The organism is Streptomyces sp. NPDC057963, assembly GCF_042887155.1.
GTDB lineage: Bacteria > Actinomycetota > Actinomycetes > Streptomycetales > Streptomycetaceae > Streptomyces.
Window position 1 is genome coordinate 41,589 of sequence record NZ_JBHVPX010000022.1, and the last position, 17,230, is coordinate 58,818.

Consider the following 17,230-nt stretch of genomic DNA (forward strand, 5'->3'; position numbering starts at 1 on the left):
TCGGCCCTCGGGACCGTGGGTGGACCCGGAGCCGATCGATGACGGTACGCAGGATGCTGCGAGGGGGCCGGTGGCACATGTGGACTTCGCTGTCACCCTGAACGTACGAGTAACGGTCCCAGCCGCTGAGCAAGTACGTGGCTTCAAGAAGGCAGCGCCACTTCCAGCCAATCCGCCTGCGAATTACGCCTACGACCGAGACCTATCCACCTACCGACGTCGCAGCTTCGGACGGCACGCCGTTCGACCTGGTTTCCGGTGCCGTTGCAGCCATGGCCGCCGGGCCGTTCACCCCAGCTTTCGCAACGAACTTCGGGACCAGGCCGATGGGGCCGTCAACGAGCCAACTCGCATGGTGTGAAGAGAACTTCGAAGAGATTTCCTCATGATGAGGTCTCACCGATCGTTGTCTCTCGGGGAGGTACGGTGGCTGGTCGAGTCATCTACGCGTCGTTCGAGTTCCAGTTTCCGCTGGGCGGCATTCGCGTACTGAACCAACAGGTCTCGCTGCTGCGGGCTGCCGGCGTCGAGGCGTTCCGCTGGACCCCCACGCCGGGATTCCGCTACACGTGGTTCGACGACGACGTGCCGACGCTGTCCGGCATGACCTTGGATCTGGGGCCCGAGGACGTGCTCGTGCTGCACGAGGTCAGCGTGGTGCCGGGCCACGACCCGGCACCCGGCGGGCACAAGGTCATCTATTCACAGGGGCATTACCTCAACTTCCTGACCTGCCCCGACCCCGGCCCGTACCCGGGCTGGCCGGTGCGGCCGGCTCTGTGGGCGATCTCGCAGGCGGGCGTCGAGATGCTCCGCCGCGCCCTGCCCGAGTTCGAACCGCACCTGGTGCCGAACATCATCGACACCGAGCTGTTCCGGCCGGCATCGACCGGGCGGGTTCGACGCATCGCATGGATGTCCCGCAAACGTCCGATCGAAAGCACGCTGCTTCGCCGCCTGCTCCATGCCGACCCACGGTCCACCGGCATCGATCTGTACGACATCCACGCGGTTCCCCACGAGGAAGTCGCTCGCGTGTTCTCGGAAACGTCGGTGTTCATCGCGTTGGGAGCGCCCGAGGGCGAGGGCTTCGGCCTGCCCCCGGCCGAGGCGATGGCCAGCGGCTGCCTGGTGACCGGATACGCCGGTGGCGGCGGTGCGGAATTGTTCGACTCGCCGTCCGCGTGGCGCATCCCGGAGCTCGAAACGGCTCAGTTGGCCGACAAGGCGCTCGAGCTGCTCGACCTGCCCGACCAGGACGAGGTGCGGCGGGCGGGCCGCCGGTGGGTCGCCGACCGCTACACCACCAGGGCCGCCACGGCGGCGCTGATCGAGGGCATCCGCAGAGCGCGTGCCCTTCCCGGGGGCGCGGCGTCGGCCACCCATCCGGCCGCCTGGATGGAGGAGCTGCTGAGGCGTTTCCCGGTGCCGCCGGAGACGCACACGAGGGTGGAGCCGTCGGCCGCCTCTTGAGACTCGGTAGAACGAGGAGCGCCGAGCGCGGCTCCACACGGCTCCGCATCACGCCGGAGGTGAGGGAGCCCGCGGTGGCGTTGGCGCGGGGGCTCGGGCACTCATCGCCGACTGTCACTCTCGGTTACTATGCTCACTTCATGCCGGAGGTCGGACGCAGGGGAACGCACCGTCATCGACGGAATGCCGGGGGAGCCAGAGGGACCAAGGCGCCAACCGAACTCCCCGGATTCTCCCCCGGGCCGATCGGGGCCGGCTCCGAGGGTGAGCGAACAGGAGCAGATCGTGGATTCCAAGGTTGAAGCGTTTGGTGGCCTGGGAAAATGTTGAAAGAAGTGAGCGCGACCCGGTACGTCACGCCCCTGCGGGAAGGTGGATCGCTCCCCGGAATCGTCGAGGCCGACGACCTCGGCACCTATGTCATGAAATTCACCGGTGCCGGACAGGGGCGCAAGACGCTGGTCGCGGAGGTCATCTGCGGACAGCTCGGCCGCCGGCTCGGCCTTCGCGTCCCCGACCTCGTGCAGATCCAGCTCGACCCGGTCATCGGGCTCGCCGAGCCCGACCAGGAGGTGCAGGAGCTCCTGAAGGCCAGCGGCGGGCTCAATCTGGGGATGGACTTCCTGCCCGGGTCGATCGGCTTCGACTCGCTCGCCTACCAGGTGGACTCCAGGGAAGCCGGCCGGGTTGTCTGGTTCGACGCACTGATCAACAACGTCGACCGGTCCTGGCGCAATCCGAACATGCTGATCTGGCACGGCGACCTGTGGCTCATCGACCACGGCGCCACCATGATCTGGCACCACAACTGGCCCGGCGTCCGGACATCCGCCGCCAAGCCGTACAACGCCTCGGACCACGCGCTGGCCCCCTTCGCCCCCGACATCGCGGCGGCGGCGGCCGAGCTCGCCCCCCTGGTCACCGAGGAACTGCTCACCGAGGTCGCGGCCGACGTCCCCGACGAATGGCTGGTGGACGAGCCCGGCTTCGACTCCACGGACGAGCTGCGCCGCGCCTATGTGGAGGCGCTGTTGCCGCGCGCCGCGACCATCCATGAGCGGATCACGCTGGAGGGCCCCACCGAGCCCAAGCCGTCCCAGGCCCCCGGCTGGCTCACCGAGCACCTCACCCCGTGGCCGCACCCCACCAAGGAGAAGAACGACAAGGACGGCCGACGGTGAGCGAGCGCGATGTCTTCGAGTACGCGCTGCTGCGCGTGGTGCCGCGGGTGCAGCGCGGCGAGTTCTTCAACGCGGGCGTGGTCGTCTACTGCCGCGCGCGGGGCTTCGTCGCCGCCCGCACCCATCTCGACGAGGTCAAACTGAAGGCCCTTGACCCGGCCGCCGATGTGGTCGGTGTGCGGGCCGCCCTGCGTGCCGTCGAGGGTGTCTGCCGCGGCGGTTCGGACGCGGGTCAGGCCGCCGGGGACGACGCAGGCCGCCGCTTCCGCTGGCTGATCGCGCCGCGCTCCACGGTCGTCCAGCCGAGCCCTGTGCACAGCGGCCTCACGGACGACCCTGAGGCCGAGGTCGAACGGCTGCTGGACCTGCTGGTGCGCTGACTCCCCACCCCGGTGGTGTCGCCCGTGACCACGGTGGCAGCGGCGCCGCCGGGTGTGACATGCGCCCCTGCGGCCGTGCGCCGTTGACACCGGGTGCCAGGGCTTCTAGCGTCTCGTCTGCTGAAGGTACTAAGCGGTTGCTCAGTTATCGGGGAGGTTCCGCGCACACGGACGATCCGTGCCGGGCCCCCTGACGTCCGCTGAGCCGCGATCCAAGGGCGAGGAGAACCAAGCATGTCCACCACCGAGCAGCGCGTCGCCGTCGTGACCGGAGCGGCGCGGGGCATTGGCGCCGCCACCGCGGTGCGCCTGGCGGCCGAGGGCCGCGCAGTCGCCGTACTCGACCTCGACGAGGCGGCCTGCAAGGACACCGTCGAGAAGATCACCGCCGCCGGGGGCACCGCCCTCGCCGTCGGCTGCGATGTGTCGGACAGCGCCCAGGTGGAGGCCGCGGTCGCGCGGGTCGCCGCCGAGCTCGGCGCCCCGACGATCCTCGTCAACAACGCGGGTGTGCTCCGCGACAACCTCCTCTTCAAGATGACCGAGTCCGACTGGGACACCGTGATGAACGTGCACCTCAAGGGCGCGTTCCTGATGGCCAAGGCCGTGCAGAAGCACATGGTGGACGCCAAGTTCGGCCGGATCGTCTCGCTCTCCTCCTCCTCGGCGCTCGGCAACCGCGGGCAGGCCAACTACTCCGCCGTCAAGGCCGGTCTGCAGGGCTTCACCAAGACCCTCGCCAAGGAACTCGGCAAGTTCGGCATCACCGCCAACGCCGTCGCCCCCGGCTTCATCGTCACCGAGATGACCGCGCAGACCGCGGCCCGGGTCGGCATGGGCTTCGAGGAGTTCCAGGCCGCCGCCGCCACCCAGATCCCGGTGCAGCGTGTCGGCCACCCCGAGGACATCGCCAACGCCATCGCCTTCTTCACGGGCGACGAGGCCGGCTTCGTCTCCGGTCAGGTCATGTACGTAGCCGGCGGACCGCTCAACTGATCCGGAGGGTTACGGACATCATGGCTGTGCAGGACAGTGGGAAAGTCGCGCTGATCACGGGCGCGAGCCGGGGCATCGGCTACGGCGTCGCCGAGGCACTCGTGGCCCGCGGCGACCGGGTCTGTATCACCGGGCGGGGCGAGGACGCTCTCAAGGAGGCCGTCGAGCGGCTCGGCTCCGACCGCGCGATCGGTGTGGTGGGCAAGGCGCACGACGAGGCGCACCAGGTGGCGGCGGTCGAGCACACCATGGAGACGTTCGGCCGGGTCGACTTCCTGGTCAACAACGCCGGCACGAACCCGGTCTTCGGCCCGATCGCGGACCTCGACCTCAATGTCGCCCGCAAGGTCTTCGAGACGAATGTGGTCTCGGCGCTCGGGTTCGCCCAGCAGACCTGGAAGGCCTGGCAGAAGGAGAACGGCGGGGCGATCGTCAATATCGCCTCGGTCGCCGGTATCTCCGCCTCGCCGTTCGTCGGCGCGTACGGCATGAGCAAGGCTGCCATGGTCAATCTGACCCTTCAGCTTGCGCACGAGTTCGCGCCGGTCGTCCGGGTCAACGCGATCGCCCCCGCAGTCGTGAAGACGAAATTCGCCCGGGCGCTGTACGAGGGCCGTGAGGCGGAGGCCGCCGCGGCCTATCCGCTCGGCCGGCTGGGGGTCCCCGAGGACGTCGGCGGTGCCGCCGCCTTCCTCACATCCAGCCAGTCCGACTGGATCACGGGACAGACTCTGGTGGTCGACGGCGGGATCTTCCTGAACGCGGGCGTGAGCTGAGAACGGCCTGAGCGGTTTTGGACCTGATTGACTCAAGTGCCCTGTCGGGCCTGGAGATTGACCCGACGGGGCGCTGCGGTATGGTCTGCCGACCCATGGCTGATCGAGGAGCGTTCACGTGTTCTACCGAGCCAGTCTGCAGGCCGCTGCAGTCCTTGCTTCCCTTTCTCTGCTGGCAGGTTGCGGATTTCTTGCCGACAGCGGCTCGAAAGTGGAGCAGAAGATAGTCGTCGGTACGACGAGTGAACCCTCCGCCCTGGATCCGGCGGCGGCGTGGGACAACTCCTGGGAACTGATGCGGAATGTTTTCCAGACCCTGGTGAGCTTTCCGAGCGGCAGCACCAGCCCCGAGCCCGATGCCGCGGAGTCGTGCAGGTTCACCGACGCCACCAGCACGGCCTACCGGTGCAAACTCCGCAAGGGTCTGAAATTCTCCAATGGCGACACACTCGACGCCGAGGCCGTGAAGTACTCCATCGACCGGATCTCGGAGCTCAATGTCAAGGGCGGCCCCGTCGGCATGCTCGGCTCGCTCGACCGGGTGGAGACGAGGGGGGACGACGTCGTCGTCTTCCATCTCACCAAGCCGGACGCCACTTTCCCCTTCATCCTCGCCACGCCCGCGATGTCGCTGGTGGCGCCCAGTGACTATTCGAAGCACAAGATCCGCAGTGACGGAAAGGTCACCGGATCCGGCCCCTACCTCCTTGATGCGTACAAGCCGGGGAACCGGGCCGAACTGGTGAGGAATCCGGGCTACAACGGTTTCGCCAACCGCAAGAACGACGCTGTGACCATCCGGTACTTCAAGGAATCCGCCCCGGTGGTCGCCGCGCTGAGGAAGAACGAGATCGACGCGATCTACCGCGGCCTCACCGCCGAGGAGGTCGTCAGCCTGGAAGACAACAAGGACAAGAACAGCAATCTGCAGATTGTGGAGACCGTCGGCGCGGACATCCGGTTCCTGGTCTTCAACCCCGAGGATCCGGCCGCCGGGAACGTGGCCGTGCGGCGGGCCGTCGCCCAGCTCGTCGACCGTGACGCGCTGGTGGCCAAGGTCTACCAGGGCACGGCCGAGCCGCTGTACTCCATGGTCCCCAAGGGCATCGCCGGACACACCACCAGCTTCTTCGACGCCTATGGCGACCCCGACCGGGACAAGGCGAAGCGGATCCTCGTCAAAGCGGGCCTCACCAAACCCGTCTCGATGACGTTCTGGTACACGACCGACCGGTACGGCTCCTCCACGGCGCTGGAGTTCGACGAACTGAAGCGTCAGCTGGAAGCCTCCGGACTGTTCAAGATCACGCTGAAGAGCAAGCCCTGGAAGGAGTTCCAGGAAGGCTTCACCAAGGGGGCGTACCCCGTCTTCGGCCGCGGCTGGTTCCCGGACTTCCCGGACCCGGACAACTTCATCGCCCCCTTCGTGGGCAAGGACAGCATCACCGGGATGCCGTACATGAAGGACGAGATCACCCAGCAGTTGCTGCCGCAGACCCGCAAGGAGAGCGACCGGGGCGCGGTCAGCAAGCAGTTCGAACGGGCCCAGCAGATCCTGGTCGACGACGTGCGGCTGCTGCCGCTGTGGCAGGGCAAGCTGTACGTCGCGTCGGGCGAGGACATCGGCGGCGGCGAGCGCGCCCTGGACCCGCAGACGGTCATGCAGATGTGGGAGCTGTACCGCAAGGCCAGCTGGTAGGCCCGGCGGGGCTCGCGGGGTCCGTTGTCAGTGGCCCCCGGTAGGTTCTCGGATGGAGAACGTATTACTTACCGGAGGTTGTTGACGTGACCGACACCGACCTGCTGCCCGAGTCCTGGCGCGGCGTCCTCGGCGAAGAACTGCAGAAACCGTACTTCAAGGAGCTCGCCGAGTTCGTCGAGGAGGAGCGGGCCAAGGGGCCGGTCTATCCGCCGCGCGACCAGGTGTTCGCCGCTCTGGACGCCACTCCCTACGACAAGGTGAAGGTCCTCGTCCTCGGCCAGGACCCGTACCACGGGGAGGGCCAGGGACATGGCCTGTGCTTCTCCGTGCGGCCGGGGGTGAAGACGCCGCCCTCCCTGCGGAACATCTACAAGGAGATGAAGGAGGAGCTCGGCCTGCCCGTCCCGGACAACGGGTATCTGATGCCGTGGGCCCAGCAGGGCGTCCTGCTGCTCAACGCGGTGCTGACGGTGCGTGCGGGCGAGGCCAACTCGCACAAGGGCAAGGGCTGGGAGAAGTTCACCGACGCGGTGATCCGCGCGGTCGCCTCGCGGCCCGATCCGGCGGTCTTCGTGCTCTGGGGCAACTACGCGCAGAAGAAGCTCCCGCTGATCGACGAGGAGCGCCATGTGGTGGTGAAGGGCGCGCACCCGTCACCGCTCTCCGCCAAGAAGTTCTTCGGCTCCAGCCCGTTCCGGCAGATCAACGCGGCGGTGGCGGCGCAGGGGCACGAGGCCATCGACTGGCGCATCCCCGATCTGGGCTGACACCGCGGTCCCGGCCCCGGCCGGTGGCGGGCGCCCGGTGGACAGGCCCGGACGCCCGCCCGAGCCTCAGCGGGATTGGCCGCGGCTGCGGCTAGCGTCGATCGGGAACGGTCGGCCGGGAACGGGTGGACAAGGGACAGGGAGGCCGCAGTGGCGGAGCAGCGGGAGGCGTCGAAGGATGCCGTCATGACCAGGATCGGCCAGGCGATCATGCTCCTGCACGGTGGTGACCGGGAGGAGGCCCGCAATCGCTTCGGCGACCTCTGGTCGGAGATCGGCGAGGACGGCGACGCCCTGCACCGGTGCACCCTCGCCCACTACATGGCCGACACCCAGGACGATCCCGGTGATGAACTGGCCTGGGACCTGAGGGCGTTGACTGCGGCCGACAGCCTGACGGACGAGCGGGCGGCGCAGCACTCCGACGTGCCGGCGGTGCGGGCGTTCTACCCCTCGCTCCATCTCAACCTCGCGGCGGACTACGTGAAGCTCCAGCGGCCCGAGGCGGCCCGGACCCATCTGGACCGGGCCCATGCCGCCTCCGGTGTGCTCGCCGAGGACGGGTCGGACGACGGCTACGGGGGAGGGGTCCGCGCGGCGATCGCACGGCTGGAGCTGAGACTGCGGGAGATGTGACTGCGGGAGATGTGAGAGGTGGCCCGTCCACGGCGGACGGGCCACCCGCTCGTTCTTCCCGTACCGGGCTCGGCGGGTTCCTTTCCGTACCGGACCCGGCAGGGTCTTTTCCGTACCGGTCTCAGCGGCCGTAGGTGTTCTCGCAGATCCGGGACTGGGGGCTGCCGGCCGGCCAGTGCCCGTATCCCCGTCCCAGTGCGCAGACGTCCCTCCCGGCGACGGGGGCCGGCAGGGCCGGGACGGGCACGGTCACGGCGGGCGGGGCATGACGCCGGCGGGGCTGCGCCGCCCCGGGACGGTTCCGTTGCCGCGGCACGGGAGCGGCGGCGCGGCCGGTACCCGCAGGCGATCCGGCCGTCGGGGCGGAGGCGGAGGCGGACGGCCCCGGGGCCGGTACCACCTCCAGGCTGTCGTGGACCGGGGGCCGCGCGATCTGCGGTGCCAGGTCCTGGGCGGGGCTGCTGATCCCGGGCCGGGGCGGAACGTCCGGATGCGGGGTCACGGACACACAGCCGGACAGCGTCGTGACCGCCACGCCGACCAGGAGCTTCACGGTGGTTCTGGTTCGTTGCACCTGATCAACTCTGCTGGGCGGATCGGCTTCCCGGTGAGCCGGGAAGCCCGGATTGGCCCGCACGAGTGACTCCGGTCAGCGCAATGCCCCGTCGGATCCCAGCATCCCGCGCAGGAGTTCGGCGAAGCCGGTGCGCAACTCCTCCTCGGTCGGGACGGACTGGTGGTACGAACCCGCGGCGCACGAGAACATCAGCCCCTCGCACCAGGCCACCAGGGACAGGGCGTGCCGCTCGGGCTCGGCCGATCCGGCCGCCGTCATCAGGGCCGTCAGCGGCTCACGGAACTGCCGGCCCGTCGCGTCGAAGAACTTCCGCAGTTCGGGGCGGCGGGTGGCTTCGAGAGCGAGCTCGTAGCGGCAGACGAGCAGTTCGGGATGGCGGGTGAGATACCGGTGCAGGGCGAGCGCGAGAGCGGCGATCAGCGCCTCCGGGCCGGTGTGCGGGCCGTTCTGTGTGCCGCGTCCCCGGCCGGTGTGCGGGCCGGGTGCCTGTCCGGCGCCAGGAACGGGGAGTTCGCCCGGTGCGAGCACCCGCGCCTCGCGCTCCGCCAGCCGTCGCACCGTCGCCTCCAGCAGGGACTGCCGGGTGCGTGCGTAGTTGGACGTCGAACCCTGGGGGAGCCCGGCGCGCTCGTCCACGGCTCGGTGGGTCAGTCCGCGCATCCCCCGTTCGGCGAGGAGTGCGAGAGCGGCATCGGTGATGAGGTCGGCCCGGGAGGTGCCGGTGGTGCGTGTGGCCATGGGGTCAACCTACCCGTGGAACTACATCTGTAGTACGGTGCAATCGCCACTACAGGTGTAGTTTCGAGGAGGAGTGATGGAGCAACCCCACGCCGTCGTCGTCGGTGGCGGAATCGGCGGCCTCACCGCGGCGGTGGCCCTGCACGAGTGCGGTTGGCGGGTCACCGTTCTGGAGCGCGCCGCCTCCCTGGAACCCGTCGGCGCGGGCATCGCCCTCGCTCCCAATGCCCAGCGCGCCCTGGACGTCATCGGCCTCGGCGACGAGATCAGGTCCCTCGCCGCCTGGCAGGGCGCGGGCGGCATGCGCACCCCGAGCGGGCGCTGGCTCTCCCGTACGAGCAGCGCCGCCGCGACCGAGAGGTTCGGCGGCCCCATCGTCCTGCTGCACCGGGCCACCTTCGTCGGCCGTCTGGTGAGCCGCCTGCCCGAAGCCGCCGTCCGCACCGACACTGCGGCAGAACTGCTCGACCCCGGGGCGGCGGGCGGTGCGCGTGCGGTCGTCCGGACGGCGTCCGGGACCATCGAGGCCGACCTCGTGATCGGTGCCGACGGCATCAGGTCGGGTGTACGCGGCGTACTCTTCCCGGCCCACCCCGGGCCCTCGTACGCCGGATTCACCACCTGGCGCTTGGTCGTCCCCGCGGCCGGGCGGCCCTTCGCGCCGCACGAGACGTGGGGGCGCGGCGCCCTCTGGGGCACCCAGCCGCTCAAGGACGGCAGGATCTACGCCTACGGGGCCGCGGTCGCCCCCGCCGGAGCCCACGCCGTCGACGACGAGAAGGCGGAGCTGATGCGCCGCTTCGGTGGCTGGCACGACCCGATCCCCTCGACCATCGCCGCCGCCGAGCCCGGTCAGGTGCTCCGCAACGACGTGCACCACCTGATCGACCCCTTGCCGTCCTGTCACCGGGGCCGCACCGTCCTCGTCGGAGACGCCGCCCACGCCATGGCACCCAGCCTCGGCCAGGGCGGCAACCAGGCGGTCGAGGACGCGATCGTGCTCGCCCACCACATGACGCCGGACGGGGACCTCGGTGCGGGCCTGGCCGCCTACACCGCGGACCGGCTGCCGCGCACAACGGCCGTCGTCCGCAAGGCCGCAAAGGCGTCCCGGCTGATGCGCCTGACCGGGGTCCCTTCCGTGATGCTGCGCGATGCCCTGATGTCCGCCGTCTCGCGGCTCGGACCGACTCTCGTCCTGCGCACCTTCGACGGCATCGCCGACTGGCAGCCGCCGCAGCACACGTATGCTGCCCGGACGAAGGACGCGCACAGGCCATCGCGGTAGGCATCGGCTCGAAGAGCCCGACGGGGCTCCCTCGCCCGGTGACACCGCGCCGGCCGGTGCCGAACAGTGAGAGGGAGACCCCTGTGAAGGTCGGCTGCATCGGGCTCGGCGACATCGCGCAGAAGGCGTACCTGCCGGTTCTGACCACCCTGCCCGGGGTCGAACTGCATCTGCAGACCCGTACCCCCGCCACTCTGGCCGCGGTCTCCGAGGCCCACCGGATCCCGTCCGGGCAGCGCCACACCGACCTCGATTCGCTGCTCGCCGAGGGGCTGGACGCCGCGTTCGTCCACGCTCCCACCCCCGTGCACCCCCAGATCGTGGGCCGGTTGCTGGACGCCGGCGTCGCCACGTACGTCGACAAGCCGCTGGCCTACGAACTCGCCGATTCGGCAGGGCTGGTGAACCTTGCCGAGGAGCGTGGGACGAGCCTCGCCGTCGGTTTCAACCGCAGGGTCGCGCCCGGCTACGCGCAGTGCGCCGAGCACCCGCGTGAACTGATCCTCATGCAGAAGAACCGGGTCGGCCTGCCCGAGGAACCGCGCACCATGGTGCTCGACGACTTCATCCATGTCGTCGACACCCTGCGCTTCCTCGTCCCGGGGCCGATCGAGCACACCGTCGTACAGGCCAGGATCCGCGACGGTCTGATGCACCACGTCGTCCTGCAACTGTCCGGTGACGGATTCACCGCGATCGGCATGATGAACCGGCTCAGCGGCTCGACCGAGGAACGGCTGGAGGTCTCCGGCCAGGACTCCAAGCGCGAGGTCGTGAACCTTGCCGAGGTGATCGACCACAAGGGCCAGCCGAGCGTACGCCGGCGCGGCGACTGGGTGCCGGTGGCCCGTCAGCGCGGCATCGAGCAGAGCGTGCTGTCGTTCCTGGACGCCGTGCGGGCCGGAAAGGTGCTGAGCGCCAGGGACGCGTTGCAGACGCACGAGCTGTGCGAGCGTGTCCTGCGCGACCTGGACTGCGTCTAGGGCCGTAGCGTTCCGCTGTTCCTGCTGGTCAAGGGTGTGATTTCGCGTCCAGGGGATCGATGGTCCGTCAGGACTGCTCGCGGAGCCGGTCAACGGCGGGTGGCATCGGCGCTGATGCGCCGACAGGCACGGTCTTCACTCGGGTCGTGGGGCGTCGGAAACCCCATGATCCTGGAAGCCCGTGCCTGTCCCGCTCCTGGAACCCCGCCGGCCGGCAGCTCTTCACGGACCGGGCGTCGAACGGCCACGCCGACGCCCAGGGCCGGTGGAGGCATGGGGGAATCCCGTTCTCCCGGCTCGGCGGGCACCTCTCCGTGCCAGGCCCTCGCGCAGCCCGTCATCGAGCGGTGGGTCCAGGGAGAGTGAGCCGCACCGCGGTGGGAAATCAGCTCAGGTAGCCACGGAATACCCAGCGTCCCTTGACGCCGTTGTCGTCGACTTTGCAGAGGCCGATGCAGACGTACATGTTGCCGCCATTGACACAGTGGTAATAGCTGCGCACCTTGTTTCCGGGGTAGGCGACGTCGATCTGCGTCGCTTTGTTGGACGGGCCGGAGAGTACCGGCGCGGGCTTCGATTTCACGGTATATGTCTTGCTCTCCGGGGTGCACTGGATCGTCCCCTGAGCCTGAACGGAACCGTTGACGGTGGGGGTGGCGGCCTGGACGGGAGCAGCAAGCCCCCATACGGCCAGGGCGGTTCCGACAGTCACGGTCGCTGCACGCATTCGGAATTTCATCAATACCCTTTTCTCGCGCCGAACTCCACATACATTTTCCGCCATCATTCAACCCGGTCTCGAAAGGGTGTGGGCGACCCCTCGCGGGAGGGGGTGGAGGTGATCAAGTCTTAACTTCTCGGCGAGGTGACAGCAACCGGGGTCTTCGTATCGTGATCACATCTTGATAAAGGCCGATTTTGCACGGCACTTCACTGCCATTAAACGGAATTCGATATTCAATAAAAGCGGTCCCGGCCGCCGCAGTCCGTGATGGGCAGGGCGTCAATGCTGGTCAGGGGTGCGAGGGGGGTGTCCGCGCCACGGGTACGACCAGCGTGATCGCGGCTTCTTGCGACGACGTATCAGAACGCGGTGGCCGCGGGATCCCCGGTGGCGTAGGCGGTGCGACGAGCCGCCGCCGGGCGTTCGCGGGGCTGATGGCGTCGTGCATCCCGCGCCGCGAGGCGCGGCAGGCGCGGCAGGCGTGCAGGCGAGTGGTCCGGGACAGTCCGGAGACCGGCCTCCGGCCCACCCCGGCTCAGCCCCGGGGCTCACCGGGCGAGGCGGCCACCGACGCCTCGGCGCCCCTCGCCCCGGCCCCGTCACGCCTCCTGAGCGACCGCACCCCCTCGTACGCGCAGAACACGGCCAGCACCGCAGCCGCCCCGTGCACCGGCCAATCGCCCAGCCGCACGTAGAGGGTGGTACCGGACGCCAGCGGTACGTCGAAGACCTCGGCCGCACTCGTATCCGTACCGAGCGGGGTGCCGATCCGCGCACCCTGCGGGCCGTACACGGCACTGACGCCGGTGAGCGTGGCATGCACCATCGGGCGGCCGTTCTCGGCGGCTCGCAGCGCTCCGAGCGAGGCGTGCTGTTCGGGAGCCCAGCTGTGCTGGAACGACGCGGTCGACGACTGGGCGATCAGCAGTTGCGCGCCGTCCAGGGTCAGCCGCCGGCTCATGTCGGGGAACGCGGACTCGAAGCAGATCAGCGGCCCGATGCGCAGTCCCTTCCCCCCGTCGGCTCCGGGAAGCTCCATCGTGACCGGACGGGTGCCGCGGAGCCGGTCCCTGCCCGCCGCCTTGCCCACGGACGTGACCCATCCGAGGACGGAACGGGCCGGAACGTACTCGCCGAACGGCACCAGCCGCATCTTGTCGTACCGATCTCCGGTCAATTTGTCCGGCCCCACCAGCACCGCGGACTTGAAGATCCCCGTCCGCCCCGCCCCGTCGGTCTGCAGGGCGTCCATGTTGACCAGCACATCGGCGCCCACCCGGCGCGACAGGGCCGCGATCCGGGCGGTGATGTCCGGGTGCCGGGAGAGATCCACACCGACACTGCTCTCGCCCCACACCACCAGATCGAGACCGCGTCCCGCCAGCGAGCCGGTCAACCGCTCACTGACGGCGAGCCGCCGCTCGACACTGCGGGGTCCCGCGAGCACGCCCGGCTGTACGACGGCGACCCTGGCCACGCCCGACGGCTCGGGCCGCGGTGCCCACCGGGCCATCGCCGACACCGCCACGGCACACGCCACGACGGCGACGACGGCGACCGTCCGGGCGGCCGCGGTCACGAACAGCAGGGTTGCGGCGGTGTTCACCGCGACCACCAGCAGGCTCACCAGCCACACCCCGCCGACCGATGCCACGCGGAGTGCCGGAGCCACCTCCCACTGACTCGCGCCGAGCAGCCCCCAGGGACCGCCGAGCCCCTCCCAGGAGCGGACCAGCTCGATCATCAGCCACCCGCACGGCACCACCACGACCGCGGCCGCGGCGGAACCCGCGCGCGCCGGCCCGCGCAGCGTCCGGAAGACCAGCAGCCCCCACGGCGCCCACAGCAGACCGAGCAGGGCCGCCAGGATCACGAGGAACACATGGAGACTCGGCAGCAGCCAGTGGTGCACAGCGAGCAGATAGCCCATCCCGCCGAGCCAGCCGTCGAGCGCCGCGCGGCGCGCCGTACCGGCGGACCGGATCAGCAGCAGCCACGGCACCAGACCGACGTAGGCGAGCCACCACAAGGAAGGGGCGGGGAAGGCGAGCGCGGGAAGCGCACCGGCGAACAGCGCGAGGCAGGCGTGCCACCGGCCGGACCGCCGAATCCGCTGCCACCGCTCGCGCCGACCGGCCGGAATCCGCATGCCGCGCCTCCTCGTCCCCGCCTGGTCAGCAGTGTCACCCCTGGGCTCCCGTTCCGCAGTTCTTCCCCGGCGCCGGAAGGCGGAAGCACCCGGAGGGCGGGCTCAGCCGGCGGTGCGCGAGCCCGCCGTGCCGCGCCACTTCTCGTCGACGGTCACGGTACGGATCCGCCAGCCGCTCTCCGTACGCGACAGCGTGAACGTGTACCGCCCGCCGGAGACGAAGTCCGGCGCGCTCGTCCCCGCCCCGGTACCGCCCCCGCCGCCCGCCAGCCGCATCGGATTCACGTAGTCCGCCAGCACCTCGGCGCGGTCGCCCGGGTAGCCGCCCAGATCCTGGATGGCGAGCCGGCGGTTGACGATCAGGTGCTGGCGTACGGAGAAGAGCCGCATGGTCTCCGCAAGCCACTGGGCGACCTCGTCGGCGGGCCCTTCGATGCCGCCCGCACTGCGGTAGTCGGCGCGCCCGTCCGCGGTGAACAGGGCCCGGTAGTCCGCCCATGCGCCGTCGTCCACCGCCCGCGCATAGCCGGTGATCACTGCATCGATGGACAGCTGGTCCATCACGGTCGAGAGATCCACGCGCTGCGTCATCGGGTCAGTGTCTGCCCGTCGGCGTGCGGGGCCAAGGGGCGTGCACGCACGGGGCGGGCCGGCGCCGCTGTCAGCAGGGCACCACGGCCACCGGGCCGAGCGCGTGCGTGAGCGTGGTCTGGGCGACGGGGGAGAGCCCGAGTCCGAGGGACTCGCCGCCCTTGCGCCGTCCGATCACGGTCAGCGCCGCGGTCGCCGAGGCCATGACCAGGGTGCGTGAGGCGGAGCCGCCGACCGGCTCCCTGACGACCTCGACCTGCGGGTACTTCTCCTGCCGTCCGGCGGTGAGTTCGGCGAGGGTCCGCTCGGCCGCCCCCGCGGCCGCGTCCCGGTCGAAGACGGGGCCGCCGGACAGCATCGAGGAGAACATCGTCCAGCCGTGCACGATCCGCAGGCGCGCACCGGGACGGGTGGCGGCCGTCGCGAAGGCGAAGTCCAGTACCGCTTCACTGCTCTCGTCGGCGGCCACGCCCGCGACGATGTCGGGGTAGGCCTCCGCCGCCCCGCCGTCCTCCTCCGACGGCCCGCCGTGGATGACGACGACGGGGCACTTGGCCATCGAGGCGGTCGCCAGGCTGTTGGAGCCGAGCATCAGCGACCGGAAACCGCCCAGACCGCGCGAGCCGACGACCACCAGCGACGCGTCGCGGCTGAGCGAGGTGAGCGCCGCCGCGGGGAAGTCCAGCGGTGCGAGCGTCGTCGGGTGCAGATCCGGAGCGATCTCGCAGACCCTCCGTACCGACTGGGTGAGCAACTCCTCCGCGCCGCGCAGCTGCGTCTCCTGGACGGTGCGCCTGGTCGGCGTCCGGGCGTGCACGATCACCAGCGGAAGCCCCCGGCGGACCGCTTCGCGCGCGGCCCAGTCGAGTGCCTCGCGGCTGTGCGACGAGCCGTCGACGGCTGCGATCACGGGAAGCTCGGCGGTGGTCATGGTTCCCTCCAGGTTCCGGTGGTACGTGTCCCAGACTGGTACGCGCCCACGTCGTACGGCAGGGACTTTCGGCCCCATCTGCCTGAACCCAGTCAACCCGGACAATCCGGGTAGGTATCACCCGTGGTGCCGGCCGGGGTCGCGTAGGGCCGCTCCTCGGCGGGGCGGCCCGCCGGCTCCGGGCGGATGCCGGTGCCCGTGCCGGCCGGGAACCGGGCGACGGACCCGAGTGACATGGCCCCTCCCGCTTCGGCGAGAGAAGGCACGTTGCGTTTGCTCAGCGTCCCATGCTCCCGGGCCTGACGGCATCCTGACCCCGTGCTGTTGATTTGCCCCATACGCGGGGAATGGTGAAGCGAAGATCACCGCACCGATGGACGCTGGCGTGTGGCCCAGTGTTCCTCGGCGGTGATGCCAAGGAGCACAACATCGTGGTGGCTGCCGGCGAAGAAATCATGTTGGCGGAGTCGTCCCTCCTCGACGAAGCCCAGCCTGCGGTAAAGGGCGAGGGAGGCGTCGTTGAAGGCGTAGACCTCCACCTCGCACTTGTTGTGGCGCTGTTCGGCGAACATGTAGGTGAGGACGAGTTCGGTTGCCTCGGCCGCGTACCCCATGCGGCGGTGATCGCGGATGATCTCGATGCCCGTCTTGAACCGTCCAGCACGGATGTCGGTCTCTCCGACTGTCACGGACCCTGCGAACGCGTGGTCGGCGAGCACCTCGACCACCAGGCGGAATGCTTCATCCCCCGGCGGACGCGCAGCCCGCTCAGCAGTCCAGGAACGGAAACTCTCAGCAGAGCGCGGAGGGTCGACCAGGTCGGCGTTGCGGACATCGAGGGTGTTCTCGGCCAGGTCGCGAAAGCCCTCCCAGTCTTCGGGCTCGACACCTCGCAGGCGTACCTTCTCGCCGGTCCACATGTCACTCATGGGTCCAGCCTGGCACAGGACTTCAGCGACACCAGCGGCGTGAGGAACGACTCGGGACGGTCATGGGCCCGTTTCGCACGTGTCTCCTCAGGCCTCCCTCCGGCTCGGCGGGGCTGAGAGCTGACTCCCACCCTCCCTGACCCGCACGTGCCGGCAGTCAGGAGCATCCGGAAACGACCGCCTGTGAGACGGCCGGTGCCCAACTGCCCTGCCCTGCACCTTCTTCGTTGCGTAGCCCGTGTACGCACCCATGCAACGCACTACCCCGTTCTCGATACAACGAGGCATGAGGATCGGCGTAGCGCGAGCCTCGACTCGCGATCGGAACCCCGAAGCCCAGAGAGACGTACACCGTGCAGCACAGTGCGGAGGAGTCCGGCGTCAGCCGACCCACCTGCCGGCGCGCGCC

General features: G+C 69.7%; 17 protein-coding genes. 10 read left to right on the forward strand and 7 right to left on the reverse strand.

The window, feature by feature from the left end:
- The first annotated feature begins 426 nt into the window (after window positions 1-426).
- The 8 genes from ACFVT1_RS33570 to ACFVT1_RS33605 all read left to right on the forward strand — a co-directional run bounded on the left by ACFVT1_RS33570 (window position 427) and on the right by ACFVT1_RS33605 (window position 7,911).
- Window positions 427-1,473: a glycosyltransferase gene (locus tag ACFVT1_RS33570; RefSeq protein ID WP_389802454.1), complete on the forward strand. Its 1,047-nt coding sequence runs from the start codon at window positions 427-429 to the stop codon at window positions 1,471-1,473.
- Window positions 1,474-1,796: 323 nt separating this feature from the next.
- The gene (locus ACFVT1_RS33575) at window positions 1,797-2,654 is read left to right on the forward strand and encodes a HipA family kinase (RefSeq protein ID WP_389802456.1); all 858 of its coding nucleotides are present in this window, start codon (window positions 1,797-1,799) and stop codon (window positions 2,652-2,654) included.
- Window positions 2,651-3,034, forward strand: coding sequence for a DUF3037 domain-containing protein (locus tag ACFVT1_RS33580; RefSeq protein ID WP_389802459.1), 384 nt, complete (start codon window positions 2,651-2,653; stop codon window positions 3,032-3,034). The genes ACFVT1_RS33575 and ACFVT1_RS33580 overlap by 4 nt, the downstream gene beginning before the upstream one ends.
- 234 nt (window positions 3,035-3,268) lie before the next feature.
- Entirely contained in the window at window positions 3,269-4,030 is a 762-nt protein-coding gene (gene fabG, locus ACFVT1_RS33585; RefSeq protein ID WP_389802461.1) for a 3-oxoacyl-ACP reductase FabG, read from the forward strand.
- A 20-nt stretch (window positions 4,031-4,050) separates the two neighbouring features.
- Entirely contained in the window at window positions 4,051-4,806 is a 756-nt protein-coding gene (locus tag ACFVT1_RS33590) for an SDR family oxidoreductase (protein ID WP_389802464.1), read from the forward strand.
- 118 nt (window positions 4,807-4,924) lie between these two features.
- Window positions 4,925-6,505 carry an ABC transporter substrate-binding protein gene (locus ACFVT1_RS33595; RefSeq protein WP_389802465.1) on the forward strand — a complete coding sequence of 527 codons (1,581 nt, stop codon included), beginning with the start codon at window positions 4,925-4,927 and terminating at the stop codon, window positions 6,503-6,505.
- 86 nt (window positions 6,506-6,591) lie between these two features.
- A complete protein-coding gene (locus ACFVT1_RS33600) occupies window positions 6,592-7,275 on the forward strand; it encodes a uracil-DNA glycosylase (RefSeq protein ID WP_362207639.1) in 684 nt (227 codons plus the stop codon).
- A 150-nt stretch (window positions 7,276-7,425) separates the two neighbouring features.
- Complete coding sequence (locus ACFVT1_RS33605) at window positions 7,426-7,911, forward strand: hypothetical protein (protein WP_389802468.1); 486 nt, start codon at window positions 7,426-7,428, stop codon at window positions 7,909-7,911.
- Between the two features lie 121 nt (window positions 7,912-8,032).
- Here the strand turns inward: ACFVT1_RS33605 and ACFVT1_RS33610 are convergent, their stop codons facing one another.
- Both ACFVT1_RS33610 and ACFVT1_RS33615 read right to left on the reverse strand, forming a co-directional pair.
- The gene (locus ACFVT1_RS33610; protein ID WP_389802470.1) at window positions 8,033-8,485 is read right to left on the reverse strand and encodes a hypothetical protein; all 453 of its coding nucleotides are present in this window, start codon (window positions 8,483-8,485) and stop codon (window positions 8,033-8,035) included.
- Between the two features lie 75 nt (window positions 8,486-8,560).
- A complete protein-coding gene (locus tag ACFVT1_RS33615; protein ID WP_389802473.1) occupies window positions 8,561-9,226 on the reverse strand; it encodes a TetR/AcrR family transcriptional regulator in 666 nt (221 codons plus the stop codon).
- A 76-nt stretch (window positions 9,227-9,302) separates the two neighbouring features.
- On the opposite strand from ACFVT1_RS33615, the gene ACFVT1_RS33620 reads away from it, so the two are divergent.
- Together ACFVT1_RS33620 and ACFVT1_RS33625 are read left to right on the forward strand one after the other, a co-directional pair.
- Complete coding sequence (locus tag ACFVT1_RS33620; protein WP_389802476.1) at window positions 9,303-10,514, forward strand: FAD-dependent monooxygenase; 1,212 nt, start codon at window positions 9,303-9,305, stop codon at window positions 10,512-10,514.
- 83 nt (window positions 10,515-10,597) lie between these two features.
- Entirely contained in the window at window positions 10,598-11,497 is a 900-nt protein-coding gene (locus ACFVT1_RS33625; RefSeq protein ID WP_389802478.1) for a Gfo/Idh/MocA family protein, read from the forward strand.
- A 385-nt stretch (window positions 11,498-11,882) separates the two neighbouring features.
- Here ACFVT1_RS33625 and ACFVT1_RS33630 read toward each other — a convergent pair whose 3' ends face one another.
- From ACFVT1_RS33630 to ACFVT1_RS33650, 5 genes are all read right to left on the reverse strand, one after another.
- Window positions 11,883-12,224, reverse strand: coding sequence for a hypothetical protein (locus tag ACFVT1_RS33630; RefSeq protein ID WP_389802481.1), 342 nt, complete (start codon window positions 12,222-12,224; stop codon window positions 11,883-11,885).
- A 532-nt stretch (window positions 12,225-12,756) separates the two neighbouring features.
- Window positions 12,757-14,370 (reverse strand): apolipoprotein N-acyltransferase, encoded by a 1,614-nt coding sequence (gene lnt / locus ACFVT1_RS33635; RefSeq protein WP_389802484.1) that lies wholly within the window; start codon window positions 14,368-14,370, stop codon window positions 12,757-12,759.
- A 102-nt stretch (window positions 14,371-14,472) separates the two neighbouring features.
- Window positions 14,473-14,961: a nuclear transport factor 2 family protein gene (locus ACFVT1_RS33640; RefSeq protein WP_389802487.1), complete on the reverse strand. Its 489-nt coding sequence runs from the start codon at window positions 14,959-14,961 to the stop codon at window positions 14,473-14,475.
- Between the two features lie 70 nt (window positions 14,962-15,031).
- A complete protein-coding gene (locus ACFVT1_RS33645; RefSeq protein ID WP_389802490.1) occupies window positions 15,032-15,892 on the reverse strand; it encodes a universal stress protein in 861 nt (286 codons plus the stop codon).
- Between the two features lie 362 nt (window positions 15,893-16,254).
- Window positions 16,255-16,821 (reverse strand): GNAT family N-acetyltransferase, encoded by a 567-nt coding sequence (locus ACFVT1_RS33650; protein WP_389802493.1) that lies wholly within the window; start codon window positions 16,819-16,821, stop codon window positions 16,255-16,257.
- Window positions 16,822-17,230: the final 409 nt, after the last annotated feature.

Coding starts and splice junctions, on each gene's coding strand:
- ACFVT1_RS33640 (WP_389802487.1), bottom strand. CDS start 14,961: ATGACGCAGCGCGTGGATCTCTCGACCGTGATGGACCAGCTGTCCATC.
- ACFVT1_RS33650 (WP_389802493.1), bottom strand. CDS start 16,821: ATGAGTGACATGTGGACCGGCGAGAAGGTACGCCTGCGAGGTGTCGAG.
- ACFVT1_RS33615 (WP_389802473.1), bottom strand. CDS start 9,226: ATGGCCACACGCACCACCGGCACCTCCCGGGCCGACCTCATCACCGAT.
- ACFVT1_RS33630 (WP_389802481.1), bottom strand. CDS start 12,224: ATGCGTGCAGCGACCGTGACTGTCGGAACCGCCCTGGCCGTATGGGGG.
- ACFVT1_RS33590 (WP_389802464.1), top strand. CDS start 4,051: ATGGCTGTGCAGGACAGTGGGAAAGTCGCGCTGATCACGGGCGCGAGC.
- fabG (WP_389802461.1), top strand. CDS start 3,269: ATGTCCACCACCGAGCAGCGCGTCGCCGTCGTGACCGGAGCGGCGCGG.
- ACFVT1_RS33575 (WP_389802456.1), top strand. CDS start 1,797: ATGTTGAAAGAAGTGAGCGCGACCCGGTACGTCACGCCCCTGCGGGAA.
- lnt (WP_389802484.1), bottom strand. CDS start 14,370: ATGCGGATTCCGGCCGGTCGGCGCGAGCGGTGGCAGCGGATTCGGCGG.
- ACFVT1_RS33645 (WP_389802490.1), bottom strand. CDS start 15,892: ATGACCACCGCCGAGCTTCCCGTGATCGCAGCCGTCGACGGCTCGTCG.
- ACFVT1_RS33620 (WP_389802476.1), top strand. CDS start 9,303: ATGGAGCAACCCCACGCCGTCGTCGTCGGTGGCGGAATCGGCGGCCTC.